Raw genomic sequence first — 22,109 nt, 5'->3', positions numbered from 1 at the left:
AAAGACAATTATAAACATATGAAACTAAGAATCCATAAAAACGCTATCCGTCTTAGGCTGAGCCAGTCAGAGGTCGACCAAATAGCTTTAGGACGCCCCATCTACGAGGAATTAAACCTTGGCGAAAAACAAGTATTGCAGTATGCCTTAATTCCAGACCAAACTCTGGATAGCATCCTGGCAAGATTTTCAGATCAAAAACTAGAAATCTTCGTGCCTTTAACATTATCCACCACCTGGGCAAAGACGGATGAAGTCTCACTAAATCAGACACAAAACGAGGGCACCTTGCAGGAAACCCTGATCCTTATTGAAAAAGATTTTCAATGTCTTCACAAAAGACCCAATGAGGACGAAAGCGATAATTTTCCCAATCCCAAAACACCTGAAGATTATTCGAAAAGTGTAAATTGAAATCGCCCGACATTCTTTATTCTTATTTTCACTTTTCCATAGCTATTTCCTGTTCCAGCATTTCGTGCAAACGCTGTCGCTTTTCCCTAACCACCTTGCCAATTACAATGATCGCGGGTGCAGACAAGCCGGCCTCAGCCTGTATCGAAAGAATCGAGTTCAGATCTCCTACGATGGAGCGCTCTTCGGGTTTACTTCCATTTTGAATCATGCAAACTGGTTCGTCTGCCTCCCGATATCTTCGGAACAGATCCACAATTTCAGGTAGTTTTTTCACTCCCATTAGAATAACCACTGTGGCAGAGGATTGGGCTGCAAATTGCAGATCCCTGGCCGTTCGCTGGTCGCTCAAGGTCCCTGTTACTACCCAGAAACTTTCGTTTACACCCCTTTTCGTCAAAGGAACTCCGATCAAGCCCGGTACCGCCACGACACTACTGATGCCGGGGATATAAGTAGTCGGGATGCCATGCTTCTGTGCATATTCCAATTCTTCATGACCCCTGCCAAATACGTAGGGATCCCCACCCTTTAGCCGGACTACATGGCCGCAGGTTTTGGCATAATTCACGATCATTCGGTTGATTTCCTGCTGCTGTCTAAAGTGCATTCCTGCTCTTTTACCTACAAAGACCTTAACGGAGGTCTCTGGAGCGTAATCTAACAATTGCTCATTGGCCAGGGCATCATACAATACCACATCAGCACTTTCCAATGCTTTAATAGCTCTTAAAGTGATCAAATCGGGATCACCTGGACCCGCTCCTACTAACGATAATCTTGAATTAGTACTATTCATAGATACTTACTACTTAACTTATAGAAACAAAATTAAGTATTTTTTTACGTATTTATACGTATTTTAAAAATTTATTTTTACCTTAGCCCAAGAATTAAGCGAGAGTAATCAAATTAATTACTCAGAAAAAGCATTTGAGAACCCCCTAAAAAATAAACGGACATGACGCGAATCGTGGTAATTGGAAATGGCATGGTAGGCTACAAGTTTTGTGAAAAACTAAGAGCAGCCGCCACTACTAGTGACTTTAAGATTACTGTATTTGGCGAAGAGCCCTGGCCTGCTTACGATAGGGTTCATTTAAGTGCCTATTTCACCGGAGCCACCGCAGCTGATTTGTCGCTGGCTCCCCGCAGCTGGTACAAAGAGCATGAGATTGACTTACGTACCAACGAGCTCATTACAGCCATCGACCGGAAGCAGAAAAAAGTGATTAGTCATACCGGCACAGAAACAAACTACGATAAACTGGTACTGGCAACCGGATCCGGAGCATTTGTTCCCCCGGTCAAAGGTGTGGAAAAGAAGGGCGTTTTTGTTTACCGCACCCTGGAAGACTTGGATGCCATCATAGATTTCGGTAGAAAAGCGAAATCTGCAGCGGTATTGGGTGGAGGGTTGCTGGGCCTGGAGGCAGCAAAGGCGGTGATGGACATGGGACTCAAAACCCATGTCATTGAATTTGCGCCCAGATTGATGCCCCGGCAATTGGATGAGGCAGGAGCTTCCATTCTAAAAGGCAAACTGGAAAATCTCGGGATTACTATTCACTTACGTAAAAATACACAACAAATTAGTGGAAATGGAAAACTAACCGGACTGGATTTTGCTGATGGGTCCCGATTAGCCGTGGACATGCTGGTGATTTCTGCAGGCATCAAACCACGGGATGAATTGGCAAAAGCTTGTGGGCTGTCCACTGCTCCAAGGGGAGGGATCCTGGTAAATGAATTCCTTCAATCCAGGGAAGACAACGATATTTTTGCCATTGGAGAGGTGGCTTCCTATCAGGAAATGGTTTATGGCTTAGTTGCTCCAGGGTATGAAATGGCCTCCCAGGTAGCCAACCAATTGTGTCAAAAAGAAGTCAAGCCTTTTCTGGGTTTTGACATGTCTACCAAATTGAAATTGATAGGGGTAGATGTAGCCAGTTTTGGTAATCCGTTTGGTGAAGAAGCAACTTCAACATCCATCGTCTACGAAAATAAAAACACGGGAGTATACAAAAGAATCAATGTCTCCAAAGATGGCAAGCGCCTACTGGGGGGAGTATTGGTAGGAGATGCTTCTGCTTATGGAATACTCCTGCAAATGACCCAAAATAAAATGCCCCTACCTCCGGATCCGGAGGATTTAATCCTGGGAGCCAGAGGAGACAAAGAACCTGTGGGAGCCGGAGTAGAAAACCTGCCTGATGAAGCCCAGATTTGTTCCTGTGAAAATGTTACCAAAGGGGCTATTTGCCACCTTATCGAAACCGATGGTATTAGCAAAGTGGATGGGATTAAAACCTGCACCGGTGCCGGCACGGGATGTGGAGGCTGTATGCCCATGGTCAACGACCTTTTGAGACACCAGCTCAAGGCAATGGGAAAGCAGGTTAAGAATGTCCTTTGCGAGCATTTTGACTATTCCAGGCAGGAGCTGTTGGACCTGGTAAAAGTAAAAAGAATAAAAACATATAATGAACTTTTGAACCAGGTCGGAACGGGAGATGGCTGTGAGGTATGTAAACCAGCCGTCGCATCCATTCTTGCCAGCACCTGGAACGAACTGATAACCAAACAAGACAGCATTCAGGATACAAACGACCGGTATTTAGCCAACATACAAAGAGGCGGGACCTATTCGGTCGTTCCACGAATTCCGGGAGGAGAAATTACACCCGAAAAGTTGATCGTTATTGGAGAAGTGGCCAAAAAATACGGGCTGTACACCAAGGTTACAGGAGGGCAGCGCATCGACTTATTTGGGGCAAGGGTGGATCAACTTCCTGACATTTGGGAAGAACTGATTATTGCCGGATTCGAAAGCGGCCATGCCTATGGAAAATCCCTGCGGACGGTAAAAAGCTGTGTGGGATCCACCTGGTGTCGCTACGGAGTTCAGGATGCCGTTTCCTTTGCCATTCAGGTTGAGGAAAGGTACCGGGGATTGCGTTCTCCCCATAAATTGAAAGGAGCCGTATCCGGATGCATCCGGGAATGCGCCGAAGCCCAAAGCAAAGACTTTGGAATCATCGCCACCGAAAAAGGATGGAACCTGTACGTCTGCGGAAACGGAGGATCGAAGCCGCAGCATGCAAAGCTTTTGGTCACTGATGTGGATAGCGCCACTTGTCTGAAGTACATTGATCGATTTCTGATGTTCTATATACGAACAGCAGAACCCCTTACCCGAACAGCTACCTGGTTGAACAAACTGGAGGGAGGTCTGGATTACCTGCATGATGTCATTGTGAATGACAGCCTGGAAATCGGAGAAGAATTGGAAAATGAGATGGCCTTTATGATCCAAACCTATGCCTGTGAATGGAAGGAAGTCGTCAACAACCCCGAACTCAGAGCAAAGTTCAGGCATTTTGTCAATGATTCCAGTGGAGATCCTAGCGTAGCTTTTCAGGAAATGCGTGGACAAAAAATCCCTGCCTCCTGGCGTTAATTCCCTGGTACTATTTAAGAAATTTGATCTTATACCTAACATTAATACTGAGATGACAACCAAACTGGAAATGTATAAAACAGCCGACAGTTCCAAAATCACTACCTGGTTTAAGGCGGCACCGGTAAGCGCTCTTCCTGAAAACGGTGGTGCCTGCATTAAATACAAAGACCTGCAAATCGCCATTTATAATTTCTCAAGAAGAAACGAATGGTATGCTTGCCAGAACCTGTGCCCGCACAAGATGCAAATGGCCTTGTCGCGAGGCATGATTGGTTCGGAAGGAGATGAACCCAAAGTTGCCTGTCCATTCCACAAAAAAACGTTTTCGCTCAAGTCTGGCAAAAACCTTAACGGAGACTGCTGTGCTATTGCTACCTATCCCGTAAAAGTCGAGGAAGGGTATGTATATGTAGGCTTTGAGGAATAAGCCAGTGGATCCGTTTTTTATTGGATGGCATTAAAGGAAAGCAAGGTCTCGATTTAGGCCTTGCTTATTTTTTGCTTTACCTTAATCGAATGGGAATTTTAAGTGGTTTTACGTATTTTTAAGCTACGAAATCGCCAATGGATAATCAGACATTAACGGAAAAACCAACCTTCGAAAAACTCGGCAGGTATTACCTGCTGGCACTTTGTGCCATTGCGGCAAGCATCATTATCAGTCAGGTGCTGATTCAAAAATTTATAAGAGAGCAGGAAAATGATTCCCTGGTGGTCAATCTTTCCGGTAGGCAGCGGATGCTTAGTCAGAAGATAAGTAAAAGCGTACTTTTGCTTGGAGAAACTTCGGTTCCTGCCGATAAAAAAGAAGTACTAGGAGAATTGGAATTGTCCTTACAGGAATGGTTGAAGGCCCACGAGGCCTTGCAATCCGGAGATGATTCATTAGGAATTACTGGAAAAAACAGTGAAACAATAGAAGCCCTCTTTACCCAAATTGAGCCCAATCACCGGATAATAGCAAGTGCTGCTTCACGCATCCTTCACTTGCTGAAACAGGATATTCAAACCCCAACAGATCGAATCCATGACGATATCCTATCCATTATCCGGCACGAGCCCGGATTTTTGGAAGGGATGGACCGCATCGTTTTTCAATACGATCGGGAAGCCAAAACCAAAGTCACCAACCTGGGGAATATTTCGCTGTTTTTAATGGTGCTTTCCCTGGGTGTGATCCTCTTTGAATTGTTTTTTGTTTTCATCCCCTCAGCAAGAACCATCCGGCAGACGTTTGTCAAACTGGTGCAATCCCAGAAAAAATCCAAAAAAATGACGCTGGAGTTAAGTGCCTTATACAGTTCCCTCGAACAGGCCTATCAAGACCTGCTGGAAGTGGATGTGACACTGGAAGATTTTACTCTTTACGCCAGATGCACAGCAGATGGAGATTTTAAGCAATTTTCGGATCAGTTCGTTTCGTTGATGGAATTCGAGGAACGGCGGCCGGAAAACCTTTTTCAATGGCTGCAGGAGCAGGGATACGACGGGAAGTACTTGCAAAACATCCGGGAAATGATACGCATCGGCAATCCCTGGAATGGAGAAATCAAATTAGTAAACCTGGCAGGAGATTTTGTCTGGCTAAAAGTGAATCTGATTCCTACGCATAATGAGCTGGAACAGGTTGATAGCATGCTATTGGTTTGTACAGACGAAACTGAAAAAAAAGAAGCAGAGGCGATTTCTCAGGAAATCAATAAGGAGAGAATCGAGAAAAAAGTGAAGGAACAGCAGTTTCGTTCCGCCTTGATTCTGGAAGGACAAGAGGAGGAGCGAAAGCGAATTTCGCGGGACATGCACGATGGGATTGGCCAATTGCTATCGGCTATGAAGTTTAATTTGGAAGGAATTCATTCCGTAAATTCAGGCTTTGAAAAAGAAAAGCTAAAAACAACAAAGGATTTACTAAAAAATGTAATCCGGGAGGTCAGACGGATTTCCTTTAACCTTACCCCAAGTGCCCTTTCCGATTACGGAATTGTTCCGGTATTAAACAAATTTGCCAGGGAGATCTCGAAAATTTCTGATTTGCAGGTCACCTTTGAGAACAAAACGGGGTTTCTAAGCAGATTGGAAGGGAAAGTAGAAAACAATCTCTACCGAATCTCCCAGGAAGCAGTAAACAACGCTATCAAATATTCCAAGGCAACGGAGGTGACCATAACGCTATCACACAATTCACAATTCTTAAACCTGGAAATTGCCGATAACGGCCAGGGCTTCGACATCCAAAAGCTGGAGGAGACAGGGTATTTTTCTGCTTCTGGTCATGGGCTTTTCAACATAAGGGAACGGGCAAATTTCATCAATGGGCAATGTGAGATTCTCACGGAAAAGGGAAAAGGAACCACTATTAGTATCAATGTGCCCTTGGATTAAACAGTGAAAAAAACAGGATCATGGAAAAAATAAAAGTAGTATTGGCAGACGATCATCTGGTCGTACGAAGTGGTATTAAAAACCTGCTCGAAAATGAAGGCGATATCGAAGTCATAGGCGAAGCCTCCAATGGTGAGGAAGCGTTAACGGTGGTGGAAAAACTAAAGCCAGACCTACTCATAATAGATATCCGAATGCCGGTCATGAATGGCTTGGAAGCAACAAAAAGACTTACACAGTCCACACCTTCCGCCAGGTCCCTTATCCTCTCCATGCACGATGATGAAGACTATATCCTGCAGTCCATCGAAAGCGGTGCCTCCGGTTATCTGCTTAAAGACACCAGTAAGGAAGAATTTCTAAAAGCCATCAAGACCGTGCATCAAGGTGGAAAATATTTTAGTGGTGACATCAGCCAGGTATTGGTAAATAATTACTTGACTTTTAAAGACCGAAAAGTCACCAACAAAACAAGCGGAGTCAACCAGTACGAAATTACCAAGAGAGAGAAACAAATCCTGAAAATGATCGCTGAAGGTATTGCTAATAAGGAGATAGCAGAACAATTGGGTAAAAGCATCCGGACAGTAGAAACCCATCGCTTCAACATCATGAAAAAGCTTAAGGTAAACAATGTGGTAGAATTACTCAAAAAAATCGATGAGGAGCCGGGATTAAAAGAGCATATCAAGAGCACCTGAATTCGAATTTCATCTGTTTATTATTTTTTCTTCAACGGTCATAACCGGTCCCGCACCAAAGGTCGGGATAGCCTGTCCCGATCCTGAATCGGGAGAATCTCGCAATTGCCTACCGGCAGGCAGGTGTTATATAATCATCCCTCCGTAATTCGCTTGCGGCATGCCTGTCTTTATTTTCAGGCAGGCTTGGTTGATGACCATCATAGTTCCCCCTGGGAGGAGGCACGCGAAGACAGGATACGTCTACTACTGAAGTCACGGTATAAGATAAGCAAACCTGCAACCCCCAAAAGAACATATTCTGCAGTGATAATCCATAAATTCTCTTTAAAAGCGGGTTGCGAATAAGCGTGGTACGAAAGAAAAACCAGTCCAGTCCATACCACAAAGATGCGATTAGAAGTCAACACACTGATGCCCAGGGCAGGAATGAGGTACCAGGGATGAACGGTGGTTTGAAGCAAAAGAAAAACCAGGTACATCCATACCATTTTGGAAACCAGTGCTTCCTGGGTATAAGTCCGCTGGTACAAACCCATGGCCAATAAGCAAATGGCGGCAAAAACCTGAAAAGCAGGACCAACATACGCTATGGGATTATAATCTACAAAGAAACCGGAAATTTCCCGGATCAGGTAATACAGGGAAGCATTAAACTCAAATTTGATCTGAAACAAGCGGAAACTCTGGTAATAGTTTTCTCCTCCCTCAAGCAAAAAAATGGGGCTCAAAAAGAGAAGCACAAAAAAGACGGCCGTTATTGAAAATATCAGAAATCTCTTTTTATCCCAAAATCGAATCCAAACAGGGGCCAGTAAAAGAGGGGTTAGTTTTAATCCCACAGCAGCAGCCCAACTCAATGCGGTACCAAAAACCTTTTGAGTAGAATAAAAATAAACAGCTGCTAACAATCCTGTTAGAACCAACCCTTCAAAATGTAAGTTACCTGTAAGCTCCATGATTACCAAAGGATTGAAGGCATACCAGGAAAGGTGGTAAGCGGGTTTGCGCCAAAGAAAAAGTATTTTTTGAATCAACCATAAATTGACTCCTTCTATAAGTAAAATACTTATTCTTAGTACCAGCATGTTGAGAAATAGATTTTCTCCCGCGAGCGCGGCGATCCAGAAAAAAAACTGATGTAATGGCGGATAAAGGGAATAGTATTCAGAAGAATTCATCCTTTCCAACAATGTTTGCCAATACCTGTTATCTGGTAAAATACCCGAATCAAACAGGTCTGCAGGCATCTGCAAGTAGGGATTGACCCCTTTTACAAGTAGCTGCCCATCAAAAAGGTATCGGTAAAAATCGTCCGACAGTTCCGGCCAGGCTCCCAACAAAAGCAAGCGCAATACCATGGCCATGATGATCACTACCAAGGATGAAAATGCCTTATTCTTATGAACGGATACCAGGGTGAGATAACTTATAAACGCGATTCCATAAAGGCCCATCAACTCCGGAAAGGCTGTTCTGGGAAACCAATACCCCATTCCCAGCAACCCAATTGCTACTCCCAGCAACCCAATTGCTACTCCCACATAACCTAAAAATGCTTTCAATAGGAGTCGGGTTTAGTGGTTAAGATTCAATTCATCACGTAGGTATTCATCTTCCAGCGAATTCCTGGTCCAGTAATCAACAACCTTCATTCCCTTTCGGGTAGCCTTGGTAATTTCCGTTTCGCCGTTTTCTTTAGTATGCAATTCTTCCCATCCCAGAATGGTATAAGGAAACTCTTTTTCAAAATCTATTCTCAATTCCCTCTGCCCCGTACTATAGGTCACCTCTACCTGTCTTCGCGAATCGCTGATATCCTTTATCCGGATAAACGCTTCTTCGGCCGCAAAATCCCGATGGGTTAGCCTTTGGTAGATGAGGGAGGGCCACATTTGTACGCTTCCTGTAGGGATCTGATTGGGGTGTATCCGGATCAGGTTCCATAAATCATCTTCTGCCATTCCGGTGATGGAAAAGCTCTTATCCCCTTCTTCTTCAAAATAGGAAAACAGTTCTCCGGAATACGATTCCCCGCTATTTAAATTTATCTGGGCAAACGCCTGTCCACACCATTCCTGAGAAGAAACTGCAAACTTAACTCCCCGGGAGTCCTCCTTGGTGGGTGTAAAAGCAGAAAGCATCATGTGGTAGGGGTAAATTCCAGTAATAAAGTCCCTGGTTTGGTTCATTTTGATCACCGAAATCTTATCCCTTCCGGCAGAAGCTGGGTCATCCAGTTTCACCTGTTTGCTCCTTGAAAAATCTTCCGTCACGAAAATCAACACGGCCTCCCCTTCCCGGGGTTCTCCATAGCGGTATTGGGTCAGGTCAAAACTACTGATCTCGGCAGTTCCCTGGAACCAATATTCTCCCCAGGCCTCAAAATCTACTGACTCCCTCTCGGGTCGCGAACAGGATAAGCTAAACAAGATTCCTGCAAATAAGAGTAATTGATTCTTCATGATAGGTTTTATTTAGTGGTAATTTAACGAAAAATACGTACTTCCACAGCTAGAAGCCTGAAAGGTATGACCTAAATTTATCGGTATTTCCAAAGCGTCCATAGGATTTTGTATCCTGCTCCAATGACTCCCTTCAGGGTTCCGCTGACCTTGGACTTTCCTATACGCCGCCGGTAATTTACCGGCACTTCCGTATACGCCAAGCCACCTTTAACCGCCTTTACCTGCATTTCTATGGTCCAACCGTAGTTTTCATCCTCCATTTGCAACGTCTGCAACTTATCCCAGCGAATGGCCCGGAAAGGCCCAAGATCGGAAAAATTGGCTGAAAATAGCTGCCGCATCAATCGGGTGGCCAGCCAATTACCAAAGACTTGCGGTAACGTCATAGATCCCCTTTCCCGTTTGCCCAAGGATCGGGACCCTATTACCAGGTCAAATCCATCCATGATTATCGGAGCAATGAGTGTTTTCATTTCTTCCGGATAGTCACTGTAATCTGCATCCAGAAAGACCACCACATCGGGAGAAATCTCCTGCTGAGACAAAAATGCCATGCCCTTCAAACAGGCCTTTCCGTATCCCTTGACCGGCTCATCCAATACCACTGCACCGGCCCTAGCCGCTACTTTTCGGGTATTGTCATTGGAGTTGTTGTTGACTACCACTACATGTCTGATAATGGAAGGAATATCCTGAATCACCTTACCTACAGCATTCTCTTCGTTAAAGGCAGGTATGATTACATCGATAAGGACAGGTGTTCCGTTTTTAGCGTTCATTCATGGATTTTTCAGTGATAAAGCTTGCTTTTGGTAGTGACCTACTTGGGATATTTCAGGCATGTCCTCAGGCTTGAGACAAATGCAAGGAAAAGGGTTTAATTCGGATTCAAACTCTGGTGGTTAAGCTGGAAGCAGTCTTGCCAGGACCTCTGAACGAGGCCAGGCTTACTGTTCCAAAACCCATCGCAAGCATCGCATGGAATAGGATCATTTCGTAAGTAGCCGTATACACAGACAAAACAACGACCAACAGAAAGATCAGGGCCAGCCCTCCCTCTACATAAACCGTAGCAGGAACATTTTTGAGATGGTAAACATTACCGGACCAGCCTTCATTTTTATTTTCCAGGTTGTATTTCGGTGTGCGTATAAAGGGAGATTTAATTCCAGTGAGTCCCTCCCATACTGCTTGTCCATTATGGACCGAAAGCCCCATGGATACCGAAAGAAAAACCGGCAATTCCCACAAATAACGTAACAGTCCCTTCCGGGAATAGCCGGCTAAACTCAAATTGGCAACAAAATATACGGCTGCTATCAGCACAAACCCTACCAAAAACAAAGCTGCTGCCTTGAAGAAATGCGGCGAAATCAATCCCTGATAAAAGCCCCACCAAACCGGCAGGCTACTGAGACTGACCACCAATATGGCAATAAACAGCAGGGAATTTAACAAATGGGCTGCCGCATGGATTTTAACGCTGAAAGGAAATGGTCCCCGCAGCACCTGTTTTAAATGTTTGACCGCACACTCTGCCCCACCTTTTGTCCAGCGGAATTGCTGGGATTTGATTGCAGACATTACCGGCGGAAGTTCGGCAGGAGATACCACGTCCGGCCGGTATAGAAATTTCCATCCTTTTTGCTGGGCACGGTAACTCAGATCCAGATCTTCTGTGAGGGTATCGTCTGCCCAGTTTCCCGCATCCAGGATACAGGTTTTTCTCCAAATTCCACCAGTACCATTAAAGTTAATAAAGGCATGTTGGGCATTTCTACCCATTTGCTCCACCATAAAATGCGCATCCAGGGCAAAAGCCTGTAGACGCGTAAACAAGGAATAATTTTCATTCAGATGTCCCCACCTGGACTGGACCATGCCTATTTCCTGGGTTTTGAAATGGGGAACGGTTTTCAGCAAGAATTGGGAATCCGGAACAAAATCAGCATCGAATATGGCGATGAGTTCGCCGGAAGCCTCAGCTAATCCCTCCTTCAGGGCACCTGCCTTAAAACCGGTTCGCACTTTTCGCTGAATGTGTTTTATATTCGTTTCGGTGTGTTTTTTTATCGATTCGCGGACCAGCGAGACCGTTTCATCGGTGCTGTCGTCCAGTACCTGAATTTCAAGTTTATCCGAGGGGTACTCCAGGTTACAGACCGCTTCAATTAGTCTTTGTACCACGTATTTTTCGTTAAAAACAGGTAATTGGATGGTTACCTTGGGTAGATCAGGATCATCCAAAGTAGCCATAGGTTCTCTATTTCTTTTGAATCGGAAAAAGTGCCATAGGAGATTTGCCTGTGCAAAACTGTACAGCAAAATAAATGTCATGGCCAAACCATACATTCCCAAAAACAAATAAATCCACATGTTTATGATTTCAAATTGATGGAATTATTGCCGATAATGATCGGCATGTCATTAATCCTCCCGGATTCTTCCCCATTTTCAAGTTTCAGTACGCCCCTTGGGCAGACTGCCGAGCAGACGCCGCAGCCCACACAAGAAGACCGGACGATATTTTGCCCGCGCTGAGCATACCAGCGCACATCGATACCCATTTCGCAATAGGTGGAGCAGTTTCCGCAGGAGATGCATTGCCCTCCATTGGTAGTGATCCGGAACCGGGACTTGAATCGCTGTACGATACCCAGATAGGCTGCTAATGGACAACCAAACCGACACCACACCCGGTTCCCCATAAAGGGATAAAATCCGGTTCCTATTACTCCCGCAAATGCCGAACCAATTGCGAAGCCATAAATGGAGTGGAGCTGATTCGTTGCCTCACCCAGCAGGCCAAACTCCATAAAATAATTGGCCAGGGTAACTCCCGTCATTACCACTGCAAAAACCAACACTCCATGTACCAGGTAGCGTTCAATTTTCCAGGATTTTAAGGACTTATCTGAAAGCTGCCGGTAAGGATCGCCCAGCGTTTCTGCCAGTCCTCCACAACCACATACCCAGCTGCAATACCAGCGTTTGCCGTAAAAATAAGTAAAAATCGGCACCCCAATGATAATTAACAAAATACCCCATACGAGCATAAACATGCCCAACGCTCCTGAATTCAACATTCCTTCCAGGCGGTATTCATAGAAAAACGAATAGTCAAGGGGCCAGATATTTTTGAAGTCATGCCAGGGCATGTTAAATAAAACCAGTATTTCCGGAATCAGAAAGGCAAAAGATAACTGGAAAAACATAACTGAAACAGTCCGAATGGTTTGGTAACTGTTCCCCCGGTATTTTCGAAACATACGAATGCCCATTACCAGAATAGCCAGGGTGTATACCAATCCGTATAGAAACCACTGGCTTGCCGGCCCGCCTGAGAGGAATTGACTCAAGGGATCTACCATAATGACCAGATTTGTCAGGTATTCGGGATACCAGTAGAGGATGATGTAAAAGCCAATCAAATAAGTACCGGTCACTATCCCCAGCCATCCTCTGGCTTTCATGGAAGAAAAATAAATCCCGTCGTTTTTAATACCTGCTGTTTCGTTTCTATACAGAGGCAGTATATAGAGCAATCCACCCAAAACCGCCAATCCAATGGAAAGAAACAAGAATAGCAACGGAGAAGAGGGCACGGGACCCACGGAGGCTCTTTTAGTGAGGGGAAATGCGTAATCATCCCAAATCACCTGATCCCATTTTTCTTCTGCTTTCAAGGAATCATTATAGGCATTAAAATGGCTGTAAAAATCACTGATAAAAGCAAAATGGGAATGATAGGTTTTGTCATACATAGGGTCCAGTATTTCTACCATTACTTCCCGGTGCATCTCTTTCGTGTTCTCGGCTACCATGGAAGATTCTAATTTCCAGGTTCCCAATAAGGGAATCACCGTGAAGATGACTAATCCTATCACAAAAAGTGTCAGACCTGTGTTTTGTAGAAATTTCATGCCCTTGAACCGATTAGTTTTTGAATGAATGACCTTTTGGGAACCCTGATGGACTTTCCCTTTTCCTTGTTGTAAGCCACAATAAGGAGCTTGTGCAAATCCTTGTAAAATTCCGGGTTGAAGCTTGCCTGATGTAGTCGACTGACCACCTTATCCGCCTCCCAACCCTCTGTGATAGCCCGGTCAAAAAAGGCATGACGCATTCGCCACCCAAATGCATTGATGCCCAGCAGCTGATCCTGTTGATTAAAAAGTAACCGCAAAGCTATTTTACCGGAACTGTCTTCCCAATAAAAAGTCCAATCGCCTTCCCTTAATTTAGGGGGAACGTGACCATATGTTTGGTACTCAATATCAAAAAATTTAGCTGAATTAAACCAGATACCAGGTTGGTAGCTGACCTGATTTTTGTTCATCAAATTAAAGGCCAGGGTTTCTCCATGCATTCTGCCAGTGTACCAGACTTGTTCGATGTTTTTTCGGTCCGGTCCCGGGGGGATTTTGAATTCAGCGCAATCACCAATAGCATACACATCCGGAATGTTTGTCTGAAACGTTTCATCCACCAGAATGCCACGGCTGGTTTCCAGTTCCGTCCCCTTGAAAACCGAAATATTGGGGCTAACCCCAACTGTCAATCCGACAAAACCGCAATCGATGATCTCTCCATTTGCTAGTTGGACTCCCTTTACCCTACCCTTGCCATCATCGAGGATGGCAGCCAGTTCGGTTTCCATTCGCAGGTCCACGTGATGTTCCCGAATATGTCTGCTAACCAAATTTGCTTCTTCATCCGGAAGCACGTTATCCCAAAACCCCTTTTCCCTGACTATAAATGTAACCGGAATATTCCTGGAACAAAGCATCTCCACCATTTCTATGCCGATCAATCCTCCACCCACTACTACGGCCCGGCTGATAGATTGGGTGTGTTTTTCCATGGATAGCAGATCGGGGTAACTGTAAAGGCCCTGAACCCCTTCCAGATTTTCTCCCGGCCAGCCAAATTTATTAGGAATGGAACCGGTGGCCAAAATCAATTGCCCATAACCCATCTCTTCCCCATTTTGAAAAACCAATCTTTTATTGGCAAAATCCACAGAGCTAACCCAGGCTTGGTGCAATCGAAGGCCATTCTTTTTCCAAAAATCGTCTGCGTACGGCTTGGTATGCTCGTACTTCATGTGGCCCATGTAAATATACATCAGGGCGGTTCTGGAAAAGAAATGGGCTGTTTCTCCAGAGATAATGGTAATTGGAACCTTTTGGTCCCGCTTTCGGATATTCCGTGCACAGGTTACTCCTGAGATGCCATTACCAATAATTACGATGTTCTTGCTTATTTCATTCATTGGGAAAATCCTGCCTGATTCAATTTTTTCAATCAAAAATAGCATACTGGATAAGACGATTAACTGTCCAATTCCTGACAAGTTGATGAAAAAAAATTAGTATTTAAAAAAAGAAACAAACGGATAGTAAAAAATCAAATTCTTCAATCCAGATTCGGAAATGAAATGATAAATTCCGTTCCCTGTCTGGGTTTGCTTTTTACATCTATCTTTCCTCCCAGAGCTGTGACATGGGCATGTACCAGGTATAACCCGATCCCCTGACTTTCTTTATGGCTGTGAAACTTTTGATCGAAGCCAAATAACTTCATTTTAACCTGTTCCATATCGAAACCTAAACCGTTATCGGTAAAGGAAACTTTTACCGTGCCATTTTTTACAAAAGACTTAATTTCAATCAGAGGTTTGACATTGGGTTTGCTGTATTTGATGGAATTGGTAATCAAGTTCAGAAATATACTTTCCAGATACATTCGGTTGAATTCAATATCCGGAACTTCGGTAAAATTAGGCAACAGCACCGCACCCGAATTTTCTATAAGAGATTGAATGGTGATTGTGGTTTGGTAGTAAATATCTTTAAGCGAAAGCGTTTCCACTTTCAATTGCTCGCTGCTCTCCTGCTTCAGGGTAGTTAAAAAATTGTCCAGCTTCTGTTTCAAGCCCTCCGTAGATTGTTGCAGCAACTCAACCAATTCAAACGTCTCCTTATCTTCAATCTTTTGGATGTCTATAAGCTGAAAAACCGCCAAGAGGTTGTTTACCGGAGCCCTGAGGTCATGAGATGTTGTGAATGTCAGTTGCTTTAATTTATCATTGGTTTGGGTCAGATACCGAATCCATTCGTTCTTTTTACCCTCGATTTCCTTTCGTGGGGTAACATTTCTGGCGATAGCATATACCAACTTCTCCTCAGGAACTGGAAAGGAAGTCCATGAAAGCCATACTACCTCTCCATTTTTTGTCTGGTACCGATTCTCAAAATTCTTCAACACAGTCCCTCCAATTATATTTTCTCGGATTTCTGCAGTGGAAGCGATATCTTCTCCATACAAAAAAGAATTGATAGGGGTACCATACAATTCATCTGAAGTATAGCCTAATAATTTTTGAAAAGAGGGACTGATTTTTTTAAAATACCCATCGTAACCTGCGATGCAAAACAAATCTGGTGAAAATTTAAAAAACAAATCCAAATCATAATCGGTATTGCTTAACAAATTTAAACTTTCTGAATCTCCCATAACGTAAACTCATGTCAAATTGAAAAAATGCGAAAGGGCCTGCCACGGACTCTAGATTTTCAAATTGAGGACCGGTGGTGTATTTTCAATTTTTTATTTTTATATGCTTATTAAACAATTTCCAAGCCAAAAACATCGCTTTTCTTTGCGATGCCATTTTCAATTTTTTCAGACCCTAAAAAATGATTTATACAAACATAAATAACTTTTTTAAGAATAGTAATTTAATTATTTTTTTTGTGAGAATAACAGGTCCTGTATGGGAATAAGCTGGAATGTCATGTGTGCCTGACTACTTTCATACAAAATACCTACATTCTCTTCATCTACTTTGCTGAGACAGGAATATCCCCAGCTTTTTTCCTCGTCTAATAAAATGTGTCTGTCCTCTGGCCAGGATTGACCATCATCCAAACTGGCTTTAAGGGTAAGGTTATACCGATCATCAGGAACAGCAGGATTGGAAAATAATAGCAATTCATCCGAAAAACGGTACAGGCTAGCCATGCACACTGGTTCTATCAGGCTCTTCCTGCTGGTCGGGTGGGTTTCCCATGTTTCCCCTAAGTCCCTAGTGACCGCCACAGATCGTGCTCCCCCCCTATTATCCCGCATATTAAGCATCAGGCTTCCATCGTTTAATTCAATTACCTGGGCTTCGGTAGTATTGGGTTTGGCCCCGTTACTAACTTGCCACGAAAGGCCCTTATCTTGGCTGTATATCAGCGCGCTATGAGGAATTTTATTCTCATCTTTAAACTGTCCGGCAAAAACCAGGGTACCGTCTTTCATGGAAATCCCTTTTCCCGGCCCATTGAAAAATAGTTGCCAGGAAGGGTCTTTCATTGGCCGGGTGATGTTGACTGGTTCGGACCAGGAAATTCCGTCATCTTCTGATTTGGTAAGCATTACCTGGCCGGTTTGCTCTGGTGAGAGACCAGGTTCCGAACTATGCCATGCTGCCGTTCCCGGTTTACCGTGCAACCAGAGTGCTATTACCCAAATCGTTCCCGTTTCCTGATCTACCAAAATGGCAGGGTCACCAATACCATTCTCCGCCTCAGGCAAGTCTCCCCAGGTTCCCATATCCATAATGATTTTCATGGGTTCCCAATGCTGTCCTCCATCTACACTTCTGCTCAACCCCACATCAATATCACCTTGAAGATCGGATGAATCATCGTGACGAACGTCGTACACGGCCAGCAATGTGCCTTTGGTGCTTGTAGCTAATCCCGGAATCCGAAAAGCTGCCACGCCGTCGTCCCCTGCATTACGTAAGGCCTTACCTACCCTGTAAGGAATAAACGGATTGGATAAGGGCAGAAAACGCTCTCCGGAAAGAGCGACAAAGGGAACACCCAGGGAAAACCTGCTTTTCAGATCGGCATCTGCAGGTAATTTCAATTTAATATCCAGTTGTTGGAAACCGGCCTTTAACGTTTCGCTCCCATTAAATTCCCATTTTTTGCTTTCACTTGAATACCTACCGGTTACTATTTTCCCTCCGAATTCATTCTGTTTCAGGGATACCTCAAGGTCCTCCGCGTTCAAATCTCCATCCAAGGTGATTTTTAGCCCGGTAAGCTGCTCTTCGTTAGAAAGGTCTAGATTGATGCGCGCTACCGTCGTAAGCTGGCCTTGAATGACAGGTACATACACTTGCTCTAGCCGGACATGTTCCGCTTCGGGGTAGCTGCTTTTAGAGGCGCATGAAAAAAAGATAACAGATCCCAGAATCAGGAGATAGTTTAATTTTTTAACCATGAAAATAGAAAGGTGTAGTGAAAGGTTAGTATGGTTGAACGTTTGGGTAAAGGATTACTTGCTATTCATTTTTTTATTGACTAGGCCCATAACAGTACTTTTTAGGCATTCGGAATAAACGAAAGCTAAAATACGCTAAAAACAGGTTAGATACCAACCTTGTACACATGGCCTGTAAACTTAAGTTAATTGGTGACTGGAGTCTTCACACAAAAAAGCATTTTCTGATCTCTCAGAAAATGCCTCAGGTATAGTGGTAGCTTAAATCGGTATTTAGCCCTCCTGCAATTCGTTTTTTAGCCTTTCCAGACTTGTTTCCACTTCTACTACCAGTTTATCAAACTCTGTTTTTATTTGTTCTTTTCTTTTTTCAGCGGCATTTTCGAATTCTCTTACCTTTGTTTCCAAATTCTGTATACCTTCATCCAGGCGGGTCACATACTGATTAATGACAGAGTCTGCCGGCTGCAGTTGGTTTTCTTCCAATTCCTCTTTCAAATTTTTGGCCTCTTCTTTGAGTTCGGCCGTTTCTTCTGATATTTCCTTCCTGGTTTCTGTAAAGGCCTCATTAACCTCTCGTTTGGCTTCGGAAGTCATTTCCTTAAGCTCGTTTTCAGCTTCATTTAAGTTCTTCCTGTTTGAATCGTTACCCTCACAAGCGGCAAACAACGTAGTGCAGGCAATTCCTAGGCTTAAATAAATTACATTCAATTTCATGGTGTAAGTTGGTTTCGTTATAAATTCAATAACTAAGAGCCAATGAAGAAGTCTTTTCAATCACCGGCCTTTGTTATCAAAAGAGCTCAAAAAAAATGCCAATTTTAAATAAAAAGCATTGTAACACCGATCATTTACCCTACCCGTTTTTTTCCAGACGATATGCATTAATTGACAAATTCTTGAAATTGGCCACCTAATTGCTTACTTTAGATAGGCCGATCTATTACAGGCTTTTAGTAACAAAAGCACCTTTTAAAAAAATTAAAACACTGATTCATGACTAAAAAATTTTATCGATCAACGCAGGATAAATTGATTGCAGGCGTATGCGGTGGGCTTGCCAATTACCTCGGTTGGAAAGCGGATACTGTCAGAATAGTTTATGTAGTTGCTTCTTTGCTAAGTGCTGCCTTTCCAGGATTACTGGTTTATTTGATTCTATGGTTTATTATTCCTGAGGATAGTGTCCCATCTTAATACTTATTGCATAAATCCACGCTTTCTTAAAAATTCTAAACATAAGCGCTTATTTTGTCGTTCTTAATAAGAAATAAATGCAAGAATTTTCATGAGCTATTCCACTAAGAGCCTGTTTGGGCTTACCGTTATTTTCTCCATTATCTTCTTTTCCTGCAATGCATCCAATAAATCCGGAGATGATTCACAAGAGAAGGAGTTAGTCAGTTATCAAGGGAGGACCGAAAAAGCTACGTTTGCGGGAGGTTGCTTTTGGTGTGTTGAAGCTCCCTACGAAGGTATTGATGGTGTTTTGTCAGTAGTTTCAGGATATGCTGGTGGCAAGGAAAAAAACCCAACCTATTCTCAGGTTTCTTCCGGTCAAACCAGTCACAAAGAGGCCGTTCAGGTGACTTTTGATCCGGACGTTATAAGTTTCAGTGAAATTATCGATATTTATTGGAAGCTTTTTGATCCTACCGATGCAGGTGGAAGTTTTTATGATAGGGGAAGCCAATACGAATCTGTTTTGTATTATCACGATCAAAGTCAGAAAAAAGTGGCTGAATCCAGCAAGAAAATGTTGGAGGAATCGAATGTTTTTGAAAAGCCCATTGTCACTCCAATTGTTAAGTTCACCAATTTTTACCCTGCTGAAGAATACCATCAGGATTATTATAAAAAACAACCTAAAGAGTATAAAGCATATCGCACAGGTTCCGGAAGGGATCGGTTTATCCAACAACATTGGGAAGTACCTTCTTCTGAAAACTACAAGAAACCGTCTAATAATGAATTAAAAGCCAGCTTAACCAACTTACAATATCAGGTAACGATGGAAGAAGCTACGGAGCGGGCTTTTGACAATACTTACAACGACAATAAAGAAAAAGGTTTGTATGTATGTATCGTTTCCGGAGCGCCCTTATTTAGTTCCCGTGATAAATACGAGTCCGGTTCCGGTTGGCCGAGTTTTACCAAACCTATTGATGCCCGATATCTGGAGAAGCCGATTGACAGAAGTATGGGAATGGTGCGTGTGGAGGTTCGAAGCAAGTTTGGGGATTCGCATGTGGGTCATGTTTTTAACGATGGGCCGGAACCTACGGGCTTGAGGTATTGTATGAATTCCGCTGCGATGAAGTTTATTCCCCTTTCAGACATGGAAGCCGAAGGCTACGGAAGTTTCCTTTATGCAGTAGAATGATTCCAGGGAAGTAAAACGTTTCTCACCTCATTGTATCCATTTATTGATAAACTGCAGAAAATTTTCCTTATATCCTTCACTGACGGTAATGGTGATAATGCCCATATTTACCGTGCTTTTACTGATTGATTGAATATGATCCAACGATATAATATAGGATCGGTGTACTCGCATAAATTGGTTTTTTGGAAGCATTTCTTCCATGCTTTTGAGCGTAGTAAGAGATAATAGTGGGGAGCTCTTTCCTTCGAGATGCACTTTTACGTAATCCTTATACCCTTCCACCAAAATAATTTCCTTGAGTTTCACTTTTACCAATTGGTATTCTACTTTTAAAAAAATATAATCCTGAGCAGGTTCAGCTTCAGCGGACTGCGAATTCTCAAAATGGCGCAGGGCCTTTTGGCTGGCTGTTAAAAAATCTTCGTAACTAAAGGGTTTCAGCAGGTAATCCAGTGCGTCTACCTTGTATCCTTCTATAGCAAATTGGTTGTACGCAGTAGTGAAAATGATTTTAGGAGATGCGTTGCCTTTCCTCCCTTCAAGCACCCGGGCCAGTTCCATGCCGGTCAAATCAGGCATCTGAATATCCAGGAACATTAGGTCTACCTGGTGGGAATTGATATAGGCCAGGGCTTCCAGGGCGCTATCAAATTTCGCCTCCAAATGGAGGAAGCCTGTTTTCTCCACAAACTTACTGACCATCTCCAGGGCAAGGGGTTCATCATCCACTACGATACACCTGATTTTCATGCCAAATCCAAGGTTAAATCTACTCGATATATTTCATTCGTTTGATCAATGGTAAGTTGGTGTTTTTTCCCGTATATCAATGCCAATCTTCTTTTGGTGTTGTTCAGACCAATACCACTTCCTTCTTTTTCTTTACTATTGGGATTTGCCGGAAAGATCGCATTTCGGGTCTGTAGTTTCACAATTTTCCCCTTTTGAGAAATAGAAATGTCGATTTTGCTTTCATTCTTGGCACTAATACCGTGTTTAAAACAGTTTTCAAGAAAAGGAAGTAATAACATGGGGGCAATCGGCAAATCCTCTACTTTCTCCTGTATGTCAATGTTCAGAATCACCTTATCTGAGAGTCTCAGACGCATCAGTTCGATGTAGTCTATTATAAAATCCAGTTCTTTACTAAAATGCGTCAAGTCCTTATCTGTTTCATAAAGGACATAACGCATCATTCGGGACAGCTTCAGCAGGGCTTGCTGGGCCCTTTCCACGTCAATGGTGGTCAGCGCATAAATATTATTTAGGGTATTAAAGAAAAAGTGGGGATTTATTTGGGCTTTCAGGTAGGACAATTCGGAGGACACTTTTTCCTGCTCCATCTCTTTCCTTAATGCCAAATCAGCCTGCCACTTTTGTACGGCCACAACACTGGTGCTTATTCCAAATCCAAATAGCAACAACAATATGGTAAACATGTCGTAGCTGAAATTTCTGGGCCTGGGTTCGTAGGGAACATTGGGTCGGAAGGCATAATGCATCAATTCAGGAAGGTTGACCAAATTCTCATATTGAATAATCAAAAATAAACTTACTAAGGTGGACCCTATGGCTACCAGCAGAAAGGTCCAGTTTTTTCCCCTGAATAGTAATTTGGGAACAAACACCTTCATATTGAGATAAAATAGCAAGATAAGAAAGAGTAAAACGAAACCCTGCTTGAACCAATATTCAACTGGTAAATCTACTTTCCATGAAAGGGGACTGACTACAAATATCACCGTAGCGATGAATATCCACGCCAAAATGTGAATAAGCAAAGTGATCCTTTGAGATTGATTGGAATACGTCATAAGCTTAGATTGGGAGACAGATCTTCCGAAGAAATACCTTTTCTCAACATAAACATAAAATAAAGAAAACGAAAGAACCAAAATAATCTACCAAAACACCGGATTAACCGTCTAACCAGGTAATCTTATCCACCAAAACCAAAACTCAGAGACACCGAATCGTTGGTCTGATATTTTCCGGCTTTTGTCGATAGT

19 protein-coding genes and 1 pseudogene are annotated in these 22,109 nt (G+C 43.2%); 7 read left to right on the top strand and 13 right to left on the bottom strand.

The window, feature by feature from the left end; genetic code table 11:
- Positions 1-18: 18 nt before the first annotated feature.
- Entirely contained in the window at positions 19-414 is a 396-nt protein-coding gene (locus GKS34_RS01165; RefSeq protein WP_163382984.1) for a DUF7009 family protein, read from the top strand.
- 28 nt (positions 415-442) lie between these two features.
- Here the strand turns inward: GKS34_RS01165 and cobA are convergent, their stop codons facing one another.
- The gene (gene cobA / locus GKS34_RS01160; RefSeq protein WP_163382983.1) at positions 443-1,213 is read right to left on the bottom strand and encodes a uroporphyrinogen-III C-methyltransferase; all 771 of its coding nucleotides are present in this window, start codon (positions 1,211-1,213) and stop codon (positions 443-445) included.
- A 162-nt stretch (positions 1,214-1,375) separates the two neighbouring features.
- Here cobA and nirB point away from each other — a divergent pair, with 162 nt between their 5' ends.
- The 4 genes from nirB to GKS34_RS01140 all read left to right on the top strand — a co-directional run bounded on the left by nirB (position 1,376) and on the right by GKS34_RS01140 (position 6,960).
- A complete protein-coding gene (nirB, locus tag GKS34_RS01155) occupies positions 1,376-3,874 on the top strand; it encodes a nitrite reductase large subunit NirB (RefSeq protein ID WP_163382982.1) in 2,499 nt (832 codons plus the stop codon).
- 52 nt (positions 3,875-3,926) lie between these two features.
- Positions 3,927-4,304, top strand: a complete 378-nt coding sequence (gene nirD / locus GKS34_RS01150) for a nitrite reductase small subunit NirD (protein WP_163382981.1) — start codon at positions 3,927-3,929, stop codon at positions 4,302-4,304.
- Positions 4,305-4,441: 137 nt separating this feature from the next.
- On the top strand, positions 4,442-6,259 hold the full coding sequence (locus tag GKS34_RS01145) for a sensor histidine kinase (protein WP_163382980.1): 1,818 nt from the start codon (positions 4,442-4,444) through the stop codon (positions 6,257-6,259).
- Between the two features lie 20 nt (positions 6,260-6,279).
- The gene (locus GKS34_RS01140) at positions 6,280-6,960 is read left to right on the top strand and encodes a response regulator transcription factor (RefSeq protein ID WP_163382979.1); all 681 of its coding nucleotides are present in this window, start codon (positions 6,280-6,282) and stop codon (positions 6,958-6,960) included.
- Between the two features lie 200 nt (positions 6,961-7,160).
- On the opposite strand, the gene GKS34_RS01135 is transcribed toward GKS34_RS01140, so the two are convergent.
- From GKS34_RS01135 to GKS34_RS01095, 10 genes and pseudogenes are all read right to left on the bottom strand, one after another.
- Positions 7,161-8,525 (bottom strand): MptA/MptB family glycosyltransferase, encoded by a 1,365-nt coding sequence (locus tag GKS34_RS01135; protein ID WP_163382978.1) that lies wholly within the window; start codon positions 8,523-8,525, stop codon positions 7,161-7,163.
- Between the two features lie 12 nt (positions 8,526-8,537).
- Positions 8,538-9,425: a hypothetical protein gene (locus tag GKS34_RS01130; protein ID WP_163382977.1), complete on the bottom strand. Its 888-nt coding sequence runs from the start codon at positions 9,423-9,425 to the stop codon at positions 8,538-8,540.
- 77 nt (positions 9,426-9,502) lie between these two features.
- Complete coding sequence (locus GKS34_RS01125) at positions 9,503-10,207, bottom strand: glycosyltransferase family 2 protein (RefSeq protein WP_163382976.1); 705 nt, start codon at positions 10,205-10,207, stop codon at positions 9,503-9,505.
- A 98-nt stretch (positions 10,208-10,305) separates the two neighbouring features.
- Positions 10,306-10,413, bottom strand: coding sequence for a hypothetical protein (locus GKS34_RS23835; protein ID WP_494337708.1), 108 nt, complete (start codon positions 10,411-10,413; stop codon positions 10,306-10,308).
- A gap of 332 nt (positions 10,414-10,745) precedes the next feature.
- Positions 10,746-11,765 (bottom strand): annotated as a pseudogene (locus GKS34_RS01120) (cellulose synthase family protein); the annotation flags it as partial.
- A gap of 41 nt (positions 11,766-11,806) precedes the next feature.
- A complete protein-coding gene (locus GKS34_RS01115) occupies positions 11,807-13,351 on the bottom strand; it encodes a 4Fe-4S binding protein (RefSeq protein WP_163382974.1) in 1,545 nt (514 codons plus the stop codon).
- Positions 13,348-14,748 (bottom strand): NAD(P)/FAD-dependent oxidoreductase, encoded by a 1,401-nt coding sequence (locus tag GKS34_RS01110; RefSeq protein ID WP_240459145.1) that lies wholly within the window; start codon positions 14,746-14,748, stop codon positions 13,348-13,350. The genes GKS34_RS01115 and GKS34_RS01110 overlap by 4 nt, the downstream gene beginning before the upstream one ends.
- A 98-nt stretch (positions 14,749-14,846) precedes the next feature.
- Complete coding sequence (locus GKS34_RS01105; protein WP_163382973.1) at positions 14,847-15,947, bottom strand: PAS domain-containing sensor histidine kinase; 1,101 nt, start codon at positions 15,945-15,947, stop codon at positions 14,847-14,849.
- 228 nt (positions 15,948-16,175) lie between these two features.
- On the bottom strand, positions 16,176-17,714 hold the full coding sequence (locus GKS34_RS01100) for a sialidase family protein (protein ID WP_163382972.1): 1,539 nt from the start codon (positions 17,712-17,714) through the stop codon (positions 16,176-16,178).
- Between the two features lie 273 nt (positions 17,715-17,987).
- Positions 17,988-18,431, bottom strand: coding sequence for a hypothetical protein (locus tag GKS34_RS01095; protein ID WP_163382971.1), 444 nt, complete (start codon positions 18,429-18,431; stop codon positions 17,988-17,990).
- 279 nt (positions 18,432-18,710) lie between these two features.
- Here GKS34_RS01095 and GKS34_RS01090 point away from each other — a divergent pair, with 279 nt between their 5' ends.
- The gene (locus GKS34_RS01090; RefSeq protein WP_163382970.1) at positions 18,711-18,911 is read left to right on the top strand and encodes a PspC domain-containing protein; all 201 of its coding nucleotides are present in this window, start codon (positions 18,711-18,713) and stop codon (positions 18,909-18,911) included.
- A 91-nt stretch (positions 18,912-19,002) separates the two neighbouring features.
- Complete coding sequence (gene msrB / locus GKS34_RS01085) at positions 19,003-20,097, top strand: peptide-methionine (R)-S-oxide reductase MsrB (protein ID WP_163382969.1); 1,095 nt, start codon at positions 19,003-19,005, stop codon at positions 20,095-20,097.
- 27 nt (positions 20,098-20,124) lie between these two features.
- On the opposite strand, the gene GKS34_RS01080 is transcribed toward msrB, so the two are convergent.
- Both GKS34_RS01080 and GKS34_RS01075 read right to left on the bottom strand, forming a co-directional pair.
- Positions 20,125-20,850, bottom strand: a complete 726-nt coding sequence (locus tag GKS34_RS01080) for a LytR/AlgR family response regulator transcription factor (RefSeq protein WP_163382968.1) — start codon at positions 20,848-20,850, stop codon at positions 20,125-20,127.
- Positions 20,847-21,914: a sensor histidine kinase gene (locus tag GKS34_RS01075; RefSeq protein WP_163382967.1), complete on the bottom strand. Its 1,068-nt coding sequence runs from the start codon at positions 21,912-21,914 to the stop codon at positions 20,847-20,849. The genes GKS34_RS01080 and GKS34_RS01075 overlap by 4 nt, the downstream gene beginning before the upstream one ends.
- Positions 21,915-22,109: the final 195 nt, after the last annotated feature.

The sequence above is a fragment of the Cyclobacterium jeungdonense genome, assembly GCF_010994275.1.
Taxonomy (GTDB): domain Bacteria; phylum Bacteroidota; class Bacteroidia; order Cytophagales; family Cyclobacteriaceae; genus Cyclobacterium; species Cyclobacterium jeungdonense.
Note: the sequence above shows the minus strand (reverse complement) of the source record. Positions and strands in the feature narration are given on the sequence as shown.